Below are 16,600 nucleotides of genomic sequence, written 5' to 3' on the forward strand. Positions count from 1 at the left end.
CCAGGCAGCGCGATCCGGCAACGCCGCCGACGCAGATCGCGGCAGCCCTCGACGCGCCGCTGACGACGATCCTGCGCGACATCGAGGCGCTCAAGCTGGCAGGGCTGATCGAATGACGCCCTTTATATACCAGCGCAGACATTCTCTGCATTCCGTTCCGCATCGCCGATGGGTCAAGCTAACACCTGGTCGTGCCATGAACCGACAACGGCCGAAGGATTACCGTCCGGGTTATGCATGCTCCTGGATGGCTAAACGTAACGGGAGAGCTTGGCTCAGAATCGTCCGGAAAGTCTGCCTCGGGAAGGGTCGGTATGAGTACATCTTCTCAGGTCTCCCCAAGAGGAGCCGCCCATGACCTCCCGCCTCGCGCCTCTGGCCGTCTCAGAACGGACGGCCGCAGCCATGCTCGACATGCCGCCCACAAAGTTCCGGACACTGGTCAGCCAGGGCGCGCTGCCGCAGGCGAAGCGGATCGGCGACGAACTCAGGTGGAGCGTCGGCGAGCTGGAGGCTATCGTCTCCGGAAACGCCGCCCTGCCGGAGCAGTCGAGGTTCGAGGCATGATCCGCCGCCTGTCCAGAAAGCACCTGAAATGGCGCAAGCGCCGCCGCGCCGACGGCACTGTCGTCGAATACCCGGTCCATCTGGTGACCTGGACGGAAGGAGGCAGGCAGAGGGAGCGGCAGATCACGCTCGACTGGAAGGGCGACCCGGCCGAGCTAGACAGGCTCTACTGGATGGCCGAAAGCGGCCGGCACCCGGCGCAGATCGCGCTGCCGACGAGGACCTGGGGCGATCTGGTAAAGGCATGGCAGGCCGACCCGCGCGAGCAGAAGCGCTTGTCGCCCGCCACGCTCACGAGCTACCGCCGCGAGATGCGCTACATCACCGACAAGAACGCCGACAAGCCGGTCTCGGGCCTGACCCGCGCCGATGTCCGCGCAGTGCACGCCAAGCTCGCCGACACGCCTCGCAAGGCCGACTGGCGCGTGCAGATGATTTCCAAGCTATGGAACTATGCAGTCGAGAAGCAGGACTGGTCGCTGGGGCCGAACCCCGCGAAGGGGATCGACCTCTACGGCACCCGGAACCCGTTCGAGCCCTGGCCGGAGTGGATGGTCGAGGCCCTCGAGGACGCGCCAGCCCGGGTGCGCACCCTGTCGCGGCTGATCCTCGGCCGAGGCGAACGTCCAGGCGCCGCCGTGATGGCCCGCTGGGACCATTTCCGGGGCGAATGGATGACCGTCACCGACGAGAAAACGGACACCACCTACGAGGTATTCTGCCCGCCGAACCTGTCCGAATACCTCGGCACGATCCCGCGATCAGGCGCCTATGTGCTGGCGAAGAACCTGACCGAGCCGACCGGCTATGATGCGATCGAAAAGGAATTCAGGGCGTGGCGGAAGACACTGGGCCACGAGGCAAAGCCATTCGTGCTGCACGGATTGCGCAAGCTCGCGATCGTCCGCCTGGCCGAGGCCGGGTGCAGCGACGCCGAGATCCAGGCGATCACCAATCAGACGCCGGAGACCATCGCCTACTACCGATCCCGTGCGAACCGCAAAATCATGTCGCGCAACGCGCACCGGCGCGGAACGAACAGAGAATGAACGAACCGTGAAACTAGGACACGGTTCTGGGACACGCAGGCACAGAGAAGGCCGCCAACATAGCCCGAAAACACCCTAAGTCATTGAAGCTGGGCTGGTACCCGAGGTCGGATTCGAACCGACATGACCGAAGTCGGGGGATTTTGAATCCCCTGCGTCTACCATTCCGCCACTCGGGCCCAGTTTTCCGCAGATACGACGGCGGCCCGGCCGGGTCAACTGGCATCGGCCCGCCCCGCGTCCCGGAATGCGACAGCATGGCACAAGAGCCGGCGCCGCGATTGACCCAGATCGGCCGCAAGGGCAAGACAATCCCGTTCAACAAGGTGCCGAGTATGATCCGCAAGCTGTACGACTGGACGATGGGCCTGGCCGAAACCCGCTACGCGCTCTGGGCGCTCGCCGCGGTTTCCTTCGTGGAGAGCTCGGTCTTCCCGATCCCCCCCGACATCCTGATGATCCCGATGATCATCGCCGCGCCGCACCGCGCCTGGCGGATCGCGGCGGTCTGCACGGTCTCATCGGTGCTGGGCGCGCTGCTGGGCTACTACATCGGCTACGGCCTGTTCGAGGCCGTCGGCAGGCCGGTGCTCGAGTTCTACGGCAAGCTCGAATATTTCGACGAGTTCAAGGCACGCTACAACGAGTGGGGCGCCTGGGCGGTGCTGATCGCGGGGGTCACCCCCTTCCCCTTCAAGGTGATCACCATCACCTCCGGGGCCACCGCGCTGTCGCTGCCGGTCTTCGTCATCGCCTCGATCGCCGCGCGCGGACTGCGTTTCTTCATCGTGGCTGCGCTGCTGTGGAAGTTCGGGCCGCCGATCCGCGAATTCATCGAAAAGCGCCTCGGACTGATGTTCACCATCTTTTGCGTTCTTCTCCTGGGCGGTTTCGTCCTAGTGAAGTACTTGTGAAGACCAGCTGGACGACCCGATGACCACAAAGCTCTCCCGCCTCGCCGCCCTCACCGCAGGCGCAGGCTCCCTCGCGCTCCTGCTCGGCGCCTTCGCCTTCCAGTATGTCGGCGGACTGAGCCCCTGCCCGATGTGCCTCTGGCAGCGCTGGCCGCATGCCCTGGGCGCGCTCCTGGCCGTCGCCGTGGCCGCCACCGGCATCGCCCGCCTGCCCGCCATCCTTGGCGCCGCCGCCATGGCGGTCAGCACCGGGCTGGGCGTCTTCCATTCGGGGGTGGAGCGCGGCTGGTGGGAAGGTCCGAACACCTGCACCTCGGGACCGATCGGCGGCCTCACCCCGGACCAGCTGATGGACCAGATCATGGCCGCCCCGCTGGTGCGCTGCGACGAGATCGCCTGGGAAATGTTCGGACTGACCATGCCGAACTACAACGCGCTGATCTCTCTCGCGCTGATGGCGCTGTGGATCGCCGCGTTCAGGACCGCGCGGCGGGGCTGAGCCGCGCGCTCCCCGGCCGTCAGAAGCCCATGATCATGCCTTCGAGGGCGGTCTTCTCCATCGCCATCTCGGCGAGCCGCGCCTTGACCACGTCGCCGATCGAGATCAGCCCGATCATCTCGCCGTCCTCGACCACCGGCATGTGGCGGAACCGGCCCTCGGTCATCTTGCCGAAGATCTCGTCGCTGTTCTCGCCGGGCCCGCAGGACACCGGGTTGGCCGTCATGATCTGCCGCGCCTTGTCTTGCAGGCAGACCGCGCCCCGGCGGCCCAGCTCGCGGACGATGTCGCGCTCGGACAGGATGCCGTCGACGCCGCGGCCGTCGGCCGAGACGATCACTGCGCCGATCTTCTTCGCCGAAAGAAGCTCCGCCACCTCGCCCACGCTCTGATCCGGCGTGACGGTGATCACGCCGTTCACATCCTTCGACTTGAGGATCTGTCCTACTTGCATTCCGTTCTCCCAGTTTGATGCGCCGCGCGCGGCGCATGCCGCTCCTCGCACAAGGGTCGCCGCGACATAACGACCTGTCAAGACGACAGAAGTCGGAGACCGGCAAATCGCGCGCAGCAGCGCGGAAGAGGCCATGGGACAGCAAGAAGCCGCCCGCATTGACTGCGGACGGCCCGATTTTCGGTCCAGCTTGCGACTGGACGCGTCAGGACTTGCGGCGGCGCGCTGCAGCTGCGCCCAGCACGCCGACGCCCGAGAGCATCATCCAGGCTGCGGCCGGCAGCGGGACTTCGCCCTGCAGGAATTCCGGCGGAATGTAGCCGCCGCCAGCCAGGCCGTAGAGAGTGAAGTGGCTGATGTTGGTGTCGTTGCCGCTGTTGATGTTGAAGAACGGCGTCTCGTAATCGCCGGCCGTGCCGTCAGCTGCGGTGAAGGCGTAGGCCACATAGGCATCCGGACGGATCGGAACCCCTTCGCCGCCCTTCAGCACGATGATGAACGCGACATAGTCGTCGAAGATCGAGCTGGACACGCTCCACGTGCCATCCACGGTCCCGCCGGAGATGGTCAGGGCATAGCTGCCGTCCGAACCGCTGCCGCCATCGACCTTGCCGAGATATTCCCAGTTGCTCACGCCGAAGACCGCTTCGGTGTTCACGGTCATCGGATCGCTGACGAAGTCCTGGGCGGTATCGCCAAGCCAGCAGCCGCTGTTGGTGCCGCTCGGCTGCGCAACGACGTTGTCGTCGATGTCATACGCAACGGAAACGCCGCCATCGAGATAGGTTTCAGAGCTACAGGTTGCCGAGAAAGCGGCTCCGGAGGCCGCAAGGCTGAGCGCGCCCGCGACCAGGGCACTCGAAATAGTCTTCATTAGGATTCTCCCCACAATTGCAAGGGTATGTTTATACTCTACTACGGGTTGCACAAAGCGGTATCGGAGCTTTGTAACAAATTATTAAGATGTTACCCGTAAACTGTTAACGTATTAAGAAAATATCGTCGCCATGTCTAGCGCAAATGCAGGTAATCCCCTTGAAAAAAGGTGAAGATCTTCACTTTTGGCGCGGCGATCTCACAGCTGCATCTCAGGTGGATGCGGGCCGGATCAGCCAAGCATGTCAGGAACACAAAATCACATTGGATCCCGCCGGATTCAGGGGATCTCGCCCATAACGGGCGGCATGCCGGATCAGATCAACCTCTGCCCCGCATTGGTTCACGCTGGATATAACTTACATGTTAAGCTTGGCAAGGCACAAAATGCCTGCCGCAGCGGCAGCTCCGGTCTCCGGATCCGCGCCCGCTCAGCCGAGCCCGGCCAGAATCGCCGAGACGTATTTCTGGGTTTCGCTGTAGGGCGGCACGCCGTTGTGGCGGCTCACCGCCTCCGGCCCGGCATTGTAGGCGGCAAGGGCCAGCCGCCAGGAGCCGAAGCGGTTGTACTGCTGGCGCAGGTAGCGCGCCCCGCCCTCGAGATTCTGGCGCGGATCACGCGGATCGACCCCGAGGAGCTGCGCCGTCCCCGGCATGAGCTGGGCAAGGCCGATCGCACCCTTGTGGGACATCGCATTCGGATTCCAGCCGCTCTCCTGCTGCACCAGGCGGGTGAACAGGCTCTCGGGAATGCCGTGGCGCCGCGCGGCCTCGGAGGCCATCGGCATGTACATCTTGCGGTACTTGGAATTGCCGCCGCGCGCGGGCGGCAGGCTCAGCTTTCCGTCCCAGGCCGAGGGCGGCATCAGCCGTTCGGAATAGGCGTATTGGGTGGCCCCGCGCTTGTCGAGGAAGCTGGTCTGCTGCCGGAAAAGGTTCGTCCGGTCCGAGGAGACCGACTGCGCCTGTGCCGCCCCGGCGGCCATGACGAAAGCAAACGCCGCGACCGCGAAGGGCGCGCCAACCCGAAATCCCGCCTGCATGCACAAGACCCCTGCCGTTTTTCTTGCGGCGCTTATACCTTCAACTTTCATCAAGATCCAGAAGAACGAAGGAACCCGGCCCTTTGGCTTGCCGCCCTCCGCGGGCTGAAGTAACAGGAGGGCCGCAGCCAAGACAGGAAGGGAGAACCCATGGCGGGGTCTGTGAACAAGGTCATTCTGGTCGGCAACCTCGGGCGCGACCCGGAGGTGCGGACCTTCCAGAACGGCGGAAAGGTGTGCAACCTGCGCATCGCGACGTCCGAGCGCTGGCGCGACCGCAATACCGGCGAAAACCGCGAGCGCACCGAGTGGCATTCCGTGGCCATCTTTTCCGAACCGCTCGCAAAGATCGCCGAACAGTACCTGCGCAAGGGCTCCAAGGTCTATATCGAGGGCCAGCTCGAGACCCGCAAATGGCAGGACCAGTCCGGCCAGGACCGCTATTCCACCGAAGTCGTGCTGCGCCCCTTCCGCGGCGAGCTGACCCTGCTCGACGGCCGCGGCGAAGGCGGCGGTTCGGGCGGCGGCTATGGCGGCGATTCCGGCTACGGCGATGACCGCGGCGGCTATGGCGGCGGCTCGGGCGGCGGCAGTTCCTCGGGCGGCGGCTTCGGCGGCGGCTCCTCCGGGGGCGGCTATGGCGGCGGTTCGGGCGGCGGCAGCTCCTCGGGCGGCGGCTTCGGCGGCGGCCGGGGCGATCTCGACGACGAAATCCCGTTCTGAGGCCGGGACATCGGGTTCAGGGCCGCCTCCGGGCGGCCCTTTCCGTTTGCGGGCTCAGCTGCCCGCGACGGCGACCGGCGGCGGCAGCGGCATGTCGCGCACCTGCCGCAGCAATTCGGTGAAGCCCGCCACCGCGTGATCGGCCATCAGCACGCCCTTTTCCCGCGTCGCGATGCTGGCATCGCCCACCGTGCCTTCGGGATTGAGATCGGTCGCCACCCAGCCATAGGAGGTCGGCCCGATCGGCTGGATCGCGGTCCGCTCGGCGCTGGAGCGGAAATTCCGCGCCTCGGCCATGTCGACCGTGTGCGGCTGGAATTCCAGCATCAGCGAAGTCTCGACATCGCCGCCATGGATGCCGAAGCGCCGCTCGCGCTCGGTGAAGACGCCCTCGGGATGGCCGAAGCTCATCCACTGGGTCTTGACCGCAAGCATCGCCGCCCGCACCCGCAGCTCGCGCGACAGGATCGACACCAGGTCCAGGTTGCCGCCATGCGAATTGGCGATGACGATCTTGCGCACGCCTGCGCGCGCCACCGACAGGCCGATCTCCACCCAGGCGCGCAGCGCCGTCTCGGCGGCCAGCGTCAGCGTTCCGGTGGCATGCAGATGCTCGTTCGACTTGCCCACCGCCTGGATCGGCAGGATGCGGATGTCCAGGTCCTCCGGACAGGTCGCGCGCAGCCGCGCCAGCATGCCAGCGGCAATCATCGTGTCGGTGCCCACGGGCAGATGCGGCCCGTGCTGCTCGATCGCCGCCGTCGGCAGGATAGCGATCACCTTTTCCGGATCGATGTCCCGGAATTCCGCAAAGCGGTATTCGGCCCAGTCCAGCCGCCTCATCTCAGTCTCCTTTTCGGGGTGTTCCCCTCTTGCCGGGCGCGGTTGCAACCTGCAACCATGTGCCCGGAACGCGGTTTCAAGCCGAAACCGCTGACCCCGCGCCGCGCTCCCGCGCCAGGCCGAGGAATTTGTCGAGCTTCGCCGAAACCCGCTTCAGATGCGCCTCGCGGCTGGGCCCGGTCGAGCTGTCCATCAGGTAATGCGCGGCAAAGGCCGTCCGGCAGCGCTTGGCGCAAAGCAGCCGCACGCCCCTCAGCAGCGTCCGCCGTCCCGGCGCGCCGATGAACCGGGTCAGCCACCAGCTGGCCCCGCAGGTGGTGAAGACGCCCAGCCGGGTGATGTGCGTCAGCCCCGGCCGGATCGTGGCATTGTGCTGGTCGGGCATCAGGAAGGCGACATCGGGCAGCAGCACCCGGTCGAGCCAGCCCTTCAGCATCGCCGGCAGCCCGTACCACCAGGTCGGATAGACGAAAATGAGCGTATCGCACCAGCGCACCTTCTCCACCTCGCGCTCGACGGGGCCGACATTGCCCGGGCAGTCGAGATAGCTGTCGAGTTCGCCCGCCGAGAGGATCGGCTGGAACCCGTCGGCATAGAGATCGCTCACCTTCACTTCCGCCCCCGCCGCGTCGAGCTTCTCCAGCACGAGCCGGAGCACCCCGGCATTGAAGCTGTCGGGTTTCGGGTGGCAATACACAACGAGGGCACGCATTCAGAGGGTCTCCATCTCCCGGCCCACCCTCTGGAGGAACTGACCGCGTTTCGCGTCATCGGCGCGATTCATGTCATACAGCGCCAGATAGCGCATCTTCTCGGGGCGCGTCACGTGCCACACGGCGCGCGTCACGCATTTCCGGGGCGGATCTCCCGCCCCGATCGCCCGCCACCGCGTGCCGCCATAGGTGGTGACGGCCGCAAGCCTGCGGATATGGGTGAGGTTCGGCTTCACCTTGCCGTTCTCCAGCCGGAAGGACACGCCCGGCAGGAAGACCCGGTCGAGGAACCCCTTGAGGATCGCCGGATAGCCGAAATTCCACACCGGAAAGACCATGACCAGCGCCTCGGCCGCCATCAGCCGGTCGATATAGGGCTGGACCGCGCTGCGGTCGCTGCCCGTCTCGTGATAGTCGCGCCGCTCCGCCTCGGTCAGGACCGGGCTGAAGCCTTCGGCATTCAGGTCGCAGTCATCGACGTCCCAGCCCGCTTCCGCCAGCTTGCCGACGACCTGGCCATGCAGGGCCGCGGAGAAGCTCTCGGGACAGGGATGGGCGAATAGGACGAGGGCCCGGCTCATCTGCAATCTTCCGTCATGGTTTCACTTTAAAGCCGCCATGCAATTCATTCTGCCGGCTGAAGTTTTCCATAGGCGTACATGCTGGAGTAATCCCAGTCCGGCACGTCCCAGGAAATCATCTTGCCCGGGTTGAGCAAGCCCTTGGGATCCGCCTCGCGCTTGAAGGCAAGCTGGCGGTCATCCACGGTCTGCCGTCCGCCTTCCTCCAGCGTGTAGCGATGCGGATTGAAGATCAGGCAACCGGCGTCCTCGTGGATGCGGATGATTTCGTCCAGCCGCTCTTCCGACGTGAACTTCACCATGGAAAGACCTGCAAATATTGTCTTTCCGTTCTCGCGCATGACTTCCAGATGCTGCATGACCTCGCCGCCCGGGAAAGCTGCGCGCATCTTCTCGACCTTCTCGATATGATCCGGCGCACCGTAGCGGATCTGCAGGTAAGTGATCGACGGATCGACCTTCAGCGCGCGCAGAGTCGTGTGGTTCCAGCCGTATTCGAAGACCGGCCCCGGCGTGCGGTCCCAGCCGGAGGCATCGGACCGGTAGATAAGCTTCGCCCCCGGGCGGCGCCCGAGGAAGGTCAGGAAGGCCTCCATCGCGTGGGGTGCCACCATCAGGCCGATCAGGTTGCTCTCCGGCGTGACATGCGGCTTCACCCGCTGAAAATAGTCATGCGCGATCGGCGCCTCGTAGACGCTGGCCAGCTTGATCAGGATGCCGTCCTCGTTCGCCAGCTCGCTGGCGAAAGTCGAGGCCTCAGGGAAGCTCTCGGTCGTGACGAAGATGTCCACCCAGTCATAGGCAGGCGCCAGCGGCATCTCCAATTCGGTGATGATGCCGTTGGTACCGTAGGCATGGCTGACCCGGGCCAGTTCCTCGCCGCGGAATTCCAGGATCCGCGGAGTTTCCTCCATGGTTGCAACACGCAACCGGATGATGTTGCCCAGATCCCTGAGCGCGCCCCAGGTGCAGGAACCGATCCCGCCGGAACCCCCGGCGATGAATCCCCCGATCGTCGCCGTCGCCCAGGTCGAGGAGAACATGCGCAGCTCCTGCCCGCTTGCCTCCTTGCAATGGGCGTCGAGATCCTTCAGCAGGCAGCCCGGCTCGACGATGACGCGGCCGGGATGGACCTCCTTCACGCGGTTGAGGTTCTTCAGCGACATGACGCATCCGCCTGCCAGCGGCATGGCCTGGCCGTAATTGCCGGTGCCTGCACCGCGGGTCGTGACCGGGCAATCGTGCCTGTAGCATGTCGCAAGGATCTCGAGCACGTCGTCTTCGGTCTTCGGATAGACGACGAAATCTGCCACGACATGGTCGAGGCGTGCCTTGAGCACCGGGGAATACCAGAAGAAATCGCGGCTCATGGAGCGGATGGTGGCCTCGCGCTCCTCGATCTCGAGATGCGACAAGGCGGCCTTGGCGGCGGCGATATTCGGGGTCATGCGGGCTCCATGAGGTCGTCAAGTTCGGAATAATCCGGCAGGGCCGTGTCGATGGCGCGTCCGTCGCGCAGCACGATCCGGTCAGATTGCGGACGGGAAAACAGTTCCGTCCAGTCGCGCCCCTTGCAGATCACCAGATCTGCCGGGGCGCCGCTCGCCAGAGAGGGCGGTTGCAAACCGCAAGCACGGGCGGGATTGGCAAGGAATGCGTCGGTCCAGTCGGTTTCGCTGTGGTCGAGATGGCCGATCCGCGTCGCCTGGCGCATCACCTCGATCATGTCGAGATCGCCATAGGCGTAGAATGGGTCGCGGGTATTGTCCGACGCGAAGGAGACATTGACGCCGCGCGCCTTGAGCTCGTGCACCAGCGTGATGCCGCGCCTCCGCGGCGTGCCGGGACCACGGTCCTGGAGGTAGAGGTTGCACATCGGCAGGCTGACGACATGTATCCCCGCCTTTGCCACCAAGTCCATTGTGCGGGCGGCGGTCGCCTCGTCCTGTGTGGAGAGCGAACAGCAATGGCCCACCGTCACGCGGTTCGGGAAGCCGGTGGCCAGGACGGTCTCGGCAATGGTGCGCAGCGAATCCACCGACGGATCCATCGTTTCGTCCACATGAAAGTCGACGTCCAAGCCATTGGTTTCTGCCAGCTTGAAGAATTTCAGCAGACGATCTTCGAGATCGGCGCAGGGGTATGTGACCATGCCGAGCACGCCGCCGTTCTCCGCCACCAGCTCGACGGTCCGCAGAAAGCGGCCTTCGAATTCCGCGGTGTCCACGGCCACGAGGTTGGAGGCCTGCAGCTCGATCCGGCCCTTCCATCGCTCGCGCATCTCGGCGAAGACCGGCCAGCTGATCTCGTCCTGCGGGGCAAGGCTGTCGAGATGGGTGCGGATCGCGCGGGTGCCGTGGGCATAGGCGCAGCGCAGCGAGAACTCCATCCGGCGGCGGACATCCTCGTCGCTCCAGCGGGCCATGCGGTCCTGCCCCACGGTGGTCAGCGCGCCCATGAAGGTGCCGTCGGGGTTCGGGCTGCGCGGCCAGATATGGCCCTTGTCAAGATGCGTGTGCATGTCGACGAAGCAGGGAAAGACCATCGCCCCGCCCATCTCGACCGGCTGGCCCGGCACGTCCGTCAGGCGGCCATCGGCGATATGCAGGTCGGTGCGGACGAGGTCCTGGGGCGATTGCAGGATGCAACCGGGCACCGTCACGTTTCGGAGGGTCATCGGCCCCTCCGGCAAAGTCTTGAAGCTGGTCATGTTTCTCTCTTGATCGCGCTTTCGTGCCATTTCCTGAGCAGCATGTGGCTGAGGAAGGACAGCGAGGCGAAGATGACGATGCCCGTCAGGGCAATCAGCAGGAGCGCCGCGAACATCCGCGGGATGTTGAGCCGGTAGCCGGCCTCCAGGATGCGGAAGGCAAGGCCCGACCCGATGCCCCCCGTTCCAGCAACGTATTCGGCGACCACGGCACCGATGAGCGACAGGCCGCCCGCAATGCGGAGACCACCGAGAAAGTACGGCAGCGCCGAGGGAAGCTGCAGGAAGCGCAGCCTCTGCCAGCGGTTGGCGCCGTAGACCTTGAAGAGGTCGCGCAGGTTGTGGTCGGCGGAGTTCAGGCCCAGCGTCGTGTTCGACAGGATCGGGAAGAAAGCGACGATCCAGGCGCAGATCAGCAGGCCCGCGATCTTGCTGTCGACATAGATGAAGATCAGCGGCGCGATCGAGACGATCGGCGTGACCTGCAGGATGACGGCATAGGGGAAGAAGCTCATCTCGATCCAGCGCGACTGGGTGAAGAGCACGGCAAGGCCGACGCCCCCCAGCACCGCGATGGCCAGCGCCCCCATGGTGATCTGCAGAGTCACCAGAAGGGAGTCGAACAGGATCGGCCAGTCCTCGATCAGCGTCTTGGCGACGAGGCCGGGGCGCGGCAGGATGTAATGCGGGATCTCGTTGATCACCACGATCCGGTCCCAGGCGAATATGGTCAGCACCACCACAAGCGCGGGCAGAACCCATTGGCCGATTTTCTCGGCGCGGCGGCGGCGCAGGCGCGCCATTTCCTCGGTATCGGCGGCGATCGCAGGGGCGGTTGCAGGTTGCAACCGGCCATCCTGGCCAAGTGTTTCGTCAGTGGTCGTCATGGGCCCCCATTGCCTCTTTCAGCGCCTCGGAGGCCGCGCGGCACTGCGCGGCGTAGTCCGAGGAGGTGCGGAACACCTCGGTGCGGGGATAGGGTTCGCCGACGCGCAACTCACGGATCACGCGGCCCGGACGGGCAGCCATGATGACGATGCGGTCCGACAGGAAGACGGATTCGAAGACCGAATGGGTCACGAAGATCACCGTGCAGCCGATCTTCTCGCGCATCGCGAGGATGTCGTTGTTCAGCTTGAAGCGGGTAATCTCGTCGAGCGCGGCGAAGGGTTCGTCCATCAGCATCAGCCGCGGCCGGGTGACCAGCGCGCGGGCGATGGAGACGCGCATCTTCATGCCGCCCGACAGCTCGCGCGGATAGGCGTTCTGGAACTTCTCCAGCCCGACGAGCTTAAGCGCCTCGAGGATCTCGTCGCGCACCGCGCGGAAGCGGCGCCCCTGCAGGCGGAAGGGCAGCCAGACATTCTGTGCCACGGTCGCCCAGGGCATCAGCGTCGGTTCCTGCAGCACCACCGACAGATCGCCGTCGACGCGGTCCTGCGCCCAGCGGATCGAGCCGGAGGTCGGATGCGACAGTCCCGCGATCAGCCGCAGCGCCGTCGACTTGCCGCAGCCCGACGGGCCGAGCAGCGAGATGAAGTCGCCCTGCCCGACATCGAGCGTCATGTCCCGTAGCGCCACCACGTCGCGGCCGAAGACCTTGTCGACATGGGACATCGACAGGAGCGGAGAACGCTCCCCCGCCGGGGCGGAAGAGCGGGTTGCAGCCATCGGCGTCACTTGCCCGTCAGCTCCTTGACGGTGGCCAGCGCGGCGCCGGTATTGGAGAATTCGGTCGTGTAGGAGGACGCGATGTCGATGCCGTCCTCGATGACGCCGGAGGCGACCATCTTCTGGTAGAAATCCTGGTTGCGTTCGTCGGTCATGGCGCCGATGCCCATCTCCAGCGTGTCGCCGGAGTCCACGATGCCGTATTCCTTAAGCTTCTCGATGGAGAAGGCGATCTGCTCGTCGCTCATGTCGGGGTTGTCGCCCTTGATCGCCTCGACCGCCGCGGCGTTGTCGCCGTAGAGGAAGTTCGCCCAGCCGATGGCCGTGCCCTCGACGAAGCATTTCACCACTTCGGGGTGCTCGTCGATCGTGGCCTGCATGGTCTCGATCGTGGTCGAATAGGTGGAGAAGCCGGCATCCGCCAGAAGCCAGATGTCGGGGACGAATCCGCCCTCCTTCTCGACCGCATAGGGCTCGGAGGTGATGTAGCCCTGCTGCGCGGAATCCTCGTCGGCGATGAAGCGTGCCGGGTTGAAGGTGTAGGGCACGCGCTTCTCGGCGGAGAAGCCGTAATCGTGGATCAGCCACTGGTAGTAGGACTGGAAGCCGTTGTCGCCGATGATCATCGTGCCGAGGTCCTTGAGCCCCTCGAAGCTCGAGACCTTGCCCGGATGGGTCATCAGAACCTGCGGCTCCTTCTGGAAGGAGGCCGCGACGACGACGAGCGGGATGCCCTCCTTCACCGCGTTGTAGGCCAGCAGCATGTTGCCGCCCATGTTGAACTCGATCTTCCCGGCCATCAGCAGCGCGCGGTTGTTGGCCTGCGGGCCGCCCGGCACGATGGTCACGTCGAGCCCGCAGGCTTCGTAGGTGCCGTCGGCCACGGCCTGGTAGAAGCCGCCATGCTCTGCCTGGGCGACCCAGTTGGTGCCGAAGCTCACTTCGGTCAGATCCTGTGCGGTGGCGGCGGAGGACAGCGCCGCCAGGGCGGCGGTCGCGGTCAGGAATGTCTTGGCCATGTCGTCGGTTCTCCCAGTCGGTGCGGTCTTTGCTTGACCTTGTGCCGGTACATTGCCTGCCCCCGGGCGGCACGGAAGCGCGCGATCCCCAAATGCGCGGTTTCGACCGGATCCCGTGGCGGCAAGACGCGGCATTTGCCTAAAGTATAGTCAAATGCTGCGCGGCCGGACGGCAAGGCTTGCAAACACCGCCTGCGCGCGCGAGCAAATCGGCATGCGAGTCCTCTCTCCGCCCACGATTGCCCCGCCCTTCGCCCGCTACGCCCATGGCGTGGAAGTCCCGCCCGGCGCGCGCCTTGCCGCGACTTCGGGCCAGCTGGGCCTTGCCGCCGACGGCACCGTGCCCGAGGGCGTGGAGGCGCAGGCGCGGATCTGCTTCGCCAACATCTCCGCCATCCTCGCCGAAGCCGGAATGGGCCCGGAGAACGCGGTGCGGATCAACGCCTACGTCACAGGCCGCGAGCACATGGCCGGCTACATGGAGATCCGCGACGAATGGCTGGCCGGAACGGACCGCCTGCCCGCTTCGACGCTGATGGTCGTCTCGGGCTTCACCCGGCCGGAATTCGTGGTCGAGGTCGAGGTTCTGGCCGCCGCGGACGGGTCCGGCTGACCCGCTTTCTCTGGCGTCAGGCGCCGTTTCGGCGTAGTGATGCCGCGCCTGACGCCCCCGGACGATCCGGGAGCGCATCCGATCGGAGACCACGTCCATGCTTCGCCTTCTCGTCCTCAACGGCCCAAACCTCAACCTGCTCGGCACCCGCCAGCCCGAGGTCTACGGCTCCACGACGCTGGCCGAGGTGGAAGCGATGTGCAAGGCGCTGGAGGGCGAGCTGGAGGCCGAGATCACCTGTGCCCAGTCGAACCACGAGGGCGTGCTGATCGACCATATCCACGCCGCGAAGGGCACGATGGACGGGATCGTGCTGAATGCGGGCGCCTATACGCATACCTCCCTGGCACTGATGGACGCGATTGCCTCGGTCGAGCTGCCCGTGGTGGAGCTTCATGTCTCCAACATCCACGCCCGCGAGGAATTCCGCCACAAGACCTATATCGGCCGCGTCGCGCTCGGCCAGATCTGCGGCTTCGGCCCGGCCGGCTATCCGCTGGCCCTGCGCGCGCTTGCCGGACATTTGAGGAGCAAATGACATGGAATTGAAGGATTATCTCGAAGCGGTCACAGATGCCCACAGCATGGAGCAGGTCTGGCAGATCCATGTCGACGCGATGTCCGCCTACGGGTTCGACCGGCTGATCTACGGCTTCACCCGCTTCCGCACGGCGAATTCCTTCGGGGCGCCGGAAGACCTGCTGATCCTGACCAACCATGACGAGAGCTATACCGACCGCTTCATCGGCGAGGGCATGTATTTCCATGCCCCGATGGTGAAATGGGCCTCGGAGAATGTCGGCGCCTGCAGCTGGGGCTGGATCGCCCGCGCGATCGACAGCATGACGCCCTCCGAGCTGAAGGTCGTTGAGTTCAACCGGTCCCAGGGGGTCACCGCGGGCTATTCGGTGAGCTTCAACAACTCTTCGCGGCGCTCCAAGGGCGCGATCGCTCTGACCGGCAAGCGCGGCACGCCCCAGGCCGAGCTCGACGAGATGTGGGCCGAGAAGGGCCGCGAGATCGTGCTGATGAACAACGTGGCCCATCTGAAGATCATCGACCTGCCCTTCACCCATACCAAGCGCAGCCTGACCAAGCGCCAGCGCGAGACGCTGGAATGGGTGGGCGACGGCAAGACCACGCAGGACATCGCGACGATCATGGGGCTGACCGCAGCGACCATCGAGAAGCACCTGCGGCTGGCACGAGAGGCACTGGACGTGGAGACCACGGCCCAGGCGGTGCTCAAGGCCTCCTTCCAGAACCAGATCTTCGTGATCGAGGGCTGAGGGCTCCGCGGCGCGCTTGCCGCGGTCTGGAAATCCCCACTGTATTTACGGTCCGTTAACTGGAAGATTGGCACTGTTCCCGATTGCTGGTGGCGAAAGCCAGGGAACCCCGCGGCAGGGCCGAAATAGATGCGGTCTTGCCTCGGACTTTTGGGAGCGGCCGTCTGTGGTCCCGGACGCTCCCGCACCGATCGGCGGGTTCATCCCCAATTTCCCCGTTCGTTCAGGGAAGGCGGTCCGGGCTAGGCTCGGGCCGCTTTCTTTTTTTCGCGGAAGTTCGCTTTTCTGGCATTCTGCCTCTTGAACTCCCCTCTCGGGCCGGGCTAAGAGCGCCTCCACGGAGAGGTGGCCGAGTGGTCGAAGGCGCACGCCTGGAAAGTGTGTAGGCGGGTAACCGTCTCCAGGGTTCGAATCCCTGTCTCTCCGCCAGTTACCCTAAAATCAATGACTTAGAGCTTAGGGCATGCAGATGCGACACAGAGTGGAGCACACGCATGAAGCTCGATTCATACCTGTCGCAGTCCCGTCACGGGATTTTCTACTTCCGCTGGCCCCTGCCGCGCATCGACGACCAGCAGCGCAGCACCGTTAGGATATCCTTAGGGACTCGCTGCCCTCATGCCGCTGGCGACCTCGCCCGGTATCTTGCGAGCCACGGGCGGCTGATCCGGGGCGACGAACGGTTGGCGAAGCTGCGACATGACGAGATGCGCCGCATGGTGCGGGACTACTTCAGGTCCGTTCAGGCCAAGTTCGAGGAACGGCTGAATAGTCAGGGCCTGCACCCGCGCATGATCCCCTCCCTGACAGAAGACCTTGAATTCATCGAAGACGCCATCGCCCATCAGGACGGCGAGAGCATGGGCGCGAACGTCAATTTCGATGCTTGGATCACGGACGGGTTCCGCGAGCATGCCGGTCTGGACGAGGCGCAATGGCAGGACTGAGCTTGCCCCCGGATGCCGGACTGGGCCGATATTCACTATGCGGCCATCTTGGCGGCCATGTCGATCCTTGCCTGCTCCGGCGTGCGATA

Annotated in this window: 20 protein-coding genes and 2 tRNA genes; 10 read left to right on the forward strand and 12 right to left on the reverse strand. The window is 65.0% G+C overall.

What is annotated here, in order from left to right:
- The first annotated feature begins 354 nt into the window (after nt 1-354).
- Together HCC78_RS28735 and xerC are read left to right on the forward strand one after the other, a co-directional pair.
- The gene (locus tag HCC78_RS28735) at nt 355-567 is read left to right on the forward strand and encodes a hypothetical protein (protein ID WP_172332188.1); all 213 of its coding nucleotides are present in this window, start codon (nt 355-357) and stop codon (nt 565-567) included.
- Nucleotides 564-1,616, forward strand: coding sequence for a tyrosine recombinase XerC (gene xerC / locus HCC78_RS28740; protein WP_172332189.1), 1,053 nt, complete (start codon nt 564-566; stop codon nt 1,614-1,616). The genes HCC78_RS28735 and xerC overlap by 4 nt, the downstream gene beginning before the upstream one ends.
- Before the next feature lie 95 nt (nt 1,617-1,711).
- Here xerC and HCC78_RS28745 read toward each other — a convergent pair.
- Nucleotides 1,712-1,795, reverse strand: a tRNA-Leu gene (locus tag HCC78_RS28745).
- A gap of 156 nt (nt 1,796-1,951) precedes the next feature.
- Here HCC78_RS28745 and HCC78_RS28750 point away from each other — a divergent pair.
- A complete protein-coding gene (locus tag HCC78_RS28750) occupies nt 1,952-2,530 on the forward strand; it encodes a YqaA family protein (RefSeq protein WP_172332207.1) in 579 nt (192 codons plus the stop codon).
- A 19-nt stretch (nt 2,531-2,549) separates the two neighbouring features.
- On the forward strand, nt 2,550-3,029 hold the full coding sequence (locus HCC78_RS28755; protein WP_172332190.1) for a disulfide bond formation protein B: 480 nt from the start codon (nt 2,550-2,552) through the stop codon (nt 3,027-3,029).
- A 19-nt stretch (nt 3,030-3,048) separates the two neighbouring features.
- Here HCC78_RS28755 and HCC78_RS28760 read toward each other — a convergent pair whose 3' ends face one another.
- The 3 genes from HCC78_RS28760 to HCC78_RS28770 all read right to left on the reverse strand — a co-directional run bounded on the left by HCC78_RS28760 (nt 3,049) and on the right by HCC78_RS28770 (nt 5,402).
- Nucleotides 3,049-3,483: a CBS domain-containing protein gene (locus tag HCC78_RS28760; RefSeq protein ID WP_172332191.1), complete on the reverse strand. Its 435-nt coding sequence runs from the start codon at nt 3,481-3,483 to the stop codon at nt 3,049-3,051.
- A gap of 205 nt (nt 3,484-3,688) precedes the next feature.
- Nucleotides 3,689-4,357: a VPLPA-CTERM sorting domain-containing protein gene (locus HCC78_RS28765; RefSeq protein ID WP_172332192.1), complete on the reverse strand. Its 669-nt coding sequence runs from the start codon at nt 4,355-4,357 to the stop codon at nt 3,689-3,691.
- Nucleotides 4,358-4,790: 433 nt separating this feature from the next.
- Nucleotides 4,791-5,402 carry a lytic transglycosylase domain-containing protein gene (locus HCC78_RS28770; RefSeq protein WP_172332193.1) on the reverse strand — a complete coding sequence of 204 codons (612 nt, stop codon included), beginning with the start codon at nt 5,400-5,402 and terminating at the stop codon, nt 4,791-4,793.
- A 150-nt stretch (nt 5,403-5,552) separates the two neighbouring features.
- Between HCC78_RS28770 and ssb the strand changes: the two genes are divergently transcribed.
- The gene (ssb, locus tag HCC78_RS28775; protein ID WP_172332194.1) at nt 5,553-6,125 is read left to right on the forward strand and encodes a single-stranded DNA-binding protein; all 573 of its coding nucleotides are present in this window, start codon (nt 5,553-5,555) and stop codon (nt 6,123-6,125) included.
- A 54-nt stretch (nt 6,126-6,179) separates the two neighbouring features.
- Here ssb and HCC78_RS28780 read toward each other — a convergent pair whose 3' ends face one another.
- From HCC78_RS28780 to HCC78_RS28815, 8 genes are all read right to left on the reverse strand, one after another.
- The gene (locus HCC78_RS28780) at nt 6,180-6,968 is read right to left on the reverse strand and encodes a creatininase family protein (protein WP_172332195.1); all 789 of its coding nucleotides are present in this window, start codon (nt 6,966-6,968) and stop codon (nt 6,180-6,182) included.
- Between the two features lie 76 nt (nt 6,969-7,044).
- Complete coding sequence (locus tag HCC78_RS28785; RefSeq protein ID WP_172332196.1) at nt 7,045-7,680, reverse strand: NAD(P)H-dependent oxidoreductase; 636 nt, start codon at nt 7,678-7,680, stop codon at nt 7,045-7,047.
- Nucleotides 7,681-8,262, reverse strand: coding sequence for an NAD(P)H-dependent oxidoreductase (locus tag HCC78_RS28790; RefSeq protein WP_172332197.1), 582 nt, complete (start codon nt 8,260-8,262; stop codon nt 7,681-7,683).
- Nucleotides 8,263-8,306: 44 nt separating this feature from the next.
- Nucleotides 8,307-9,710, reverse strand: coding sequence for an FAD-binding oxidoreductase (locus tag HCC78_RS28795; RefSeq protein ID WP_172332198.1), 1,404 nt, complete (start codon nt 9,708-9,710; stop codon nt 8,307-8,309).
- The gene (locus HCC78_RS28800; protein WP_172332199.1) at nt 9,707-10,972 is read right to left on the reverse strand and encodes a cytosine deaminase; all 1,266 of its coding nucleotides are present in this window, start codon (nt 10,970-10,972) and stop codon (nt 9,707-9,709) included. Before HCC78_RS28800 ends, HCC78_RS28795 begins: the two co-directional genes overlap by 4 nt.
- Nucleotides 10,969-11,775, reverse strand: coding sequence for an ABC transporter permease (locus HCC78_RS28805; RefSeq protein WP_253949416.1), 807 nt, complete (start codon nt 11,773-11,775; stop codon nt 10,969-10,971). The genes HCC78_RS28800 and HCC78_RS28805 overlap by 4 nt, the downstream gene beginning before the upstream one ends.
- 70 nt (nt 11,776-11,845) lie before the next feature.
- Nucleotides 11,846-12,643 carry an ABC transporter ATP-binding protein gene (locus HCC78_RS28810; protein WP_172332201.1) on the reverse strand — a complete coding sequence of 266 codons (798 nt, stop codon included), beginning with the start codon at nt 12,641-12,643 and terminating at the stop codon, nt 11,846-11,848.
- Between the two features lie 5 nt (nt 12,644-12,648).
- Nucleotides 12,649-13,662 (reverse strand): ABC transporter substrate-binding protein, encoded by a 1,014-nt coding sequence (locus HCC78_RS28815; protein WP_172332202.1) that lies wholly within the window; start codon nt 13,660-13,662, stop codon nt 12,649-12,651.
- A 214-nt stretch (nt 13,663-13,876) separates the two neighbouring features.
- Between HCC78_RS28815 and HCC78_RS28820 the strand changes: the two genes are divergently transcribed.
- The 5 genes from HCC78_RS28820 to HCC78_RS28840 all read left to right on the forward strand — a co-directional run bounded on the left by HCC78_RS28820 (nt 13,877) and on the right by HCC78_RS28840 (nt 16,511).
- On the forward strand, nt 13,877-14,275 hold the full coding sequence (locus tag HCC78_RS28820) for a RidA family protein (protein WP_172332203.1): 399 nt from the start codon (nt 13,877-13,879) through the stop codon (nt 14,273-14,275).
- A 97-nt stretch (nt 14,276-14,372) separates the two neighbouring features.
- A complete protein-coding gene (gene aroQ / locus HCC78_RS28825; RefSeq protein WP_172332204.1) occupies nt 14,373-14,813 on the forward strand; it encodes a type II 3-dehydroquinate dehydratase in 441 nt (146 codons plus the stop codon).
- Nucleotide 14,814: 1 nt separating this feature from the next.
- Entirely contained in the window at nt 14,815-15,564 is a 750-nt protein-coding gene (locus HCC78_RS28830; protein ID WP_172332205.1) for a LuxR family transcriptional regulator, read from the forward strand.
- Between the two features lie 339 nt (nt 15,565-15,903).
- Nucleotides 15,904-15,993 (forward strand) — tRNA-Ser (locus HCC78_RS28835).
- Between the two features lie 65 nt (nt 15,994-16,058).
- A complete protein-coding gene (locus HCC78_RS28840) occupies nt 16,059-16,511 on the forward strand; it encodes a hypothetical protein (protein WP_172332206.1) in 453 nt (150 codons plus the stop codon).
- The last annotated feature ends 89 nt before the right edge of the window (nt 16,512-16,600 follow it).

This window comes from Mangrovicoccus sp. HB161399, from assembly GCF_013184745.1.
Classification (GTDB): domain Bacteria; phylum Pseudomonadota; class Alphaproteobacteria; order Rhodobacterales; family Rhodobacteraceae; genus Mangrovicoccus.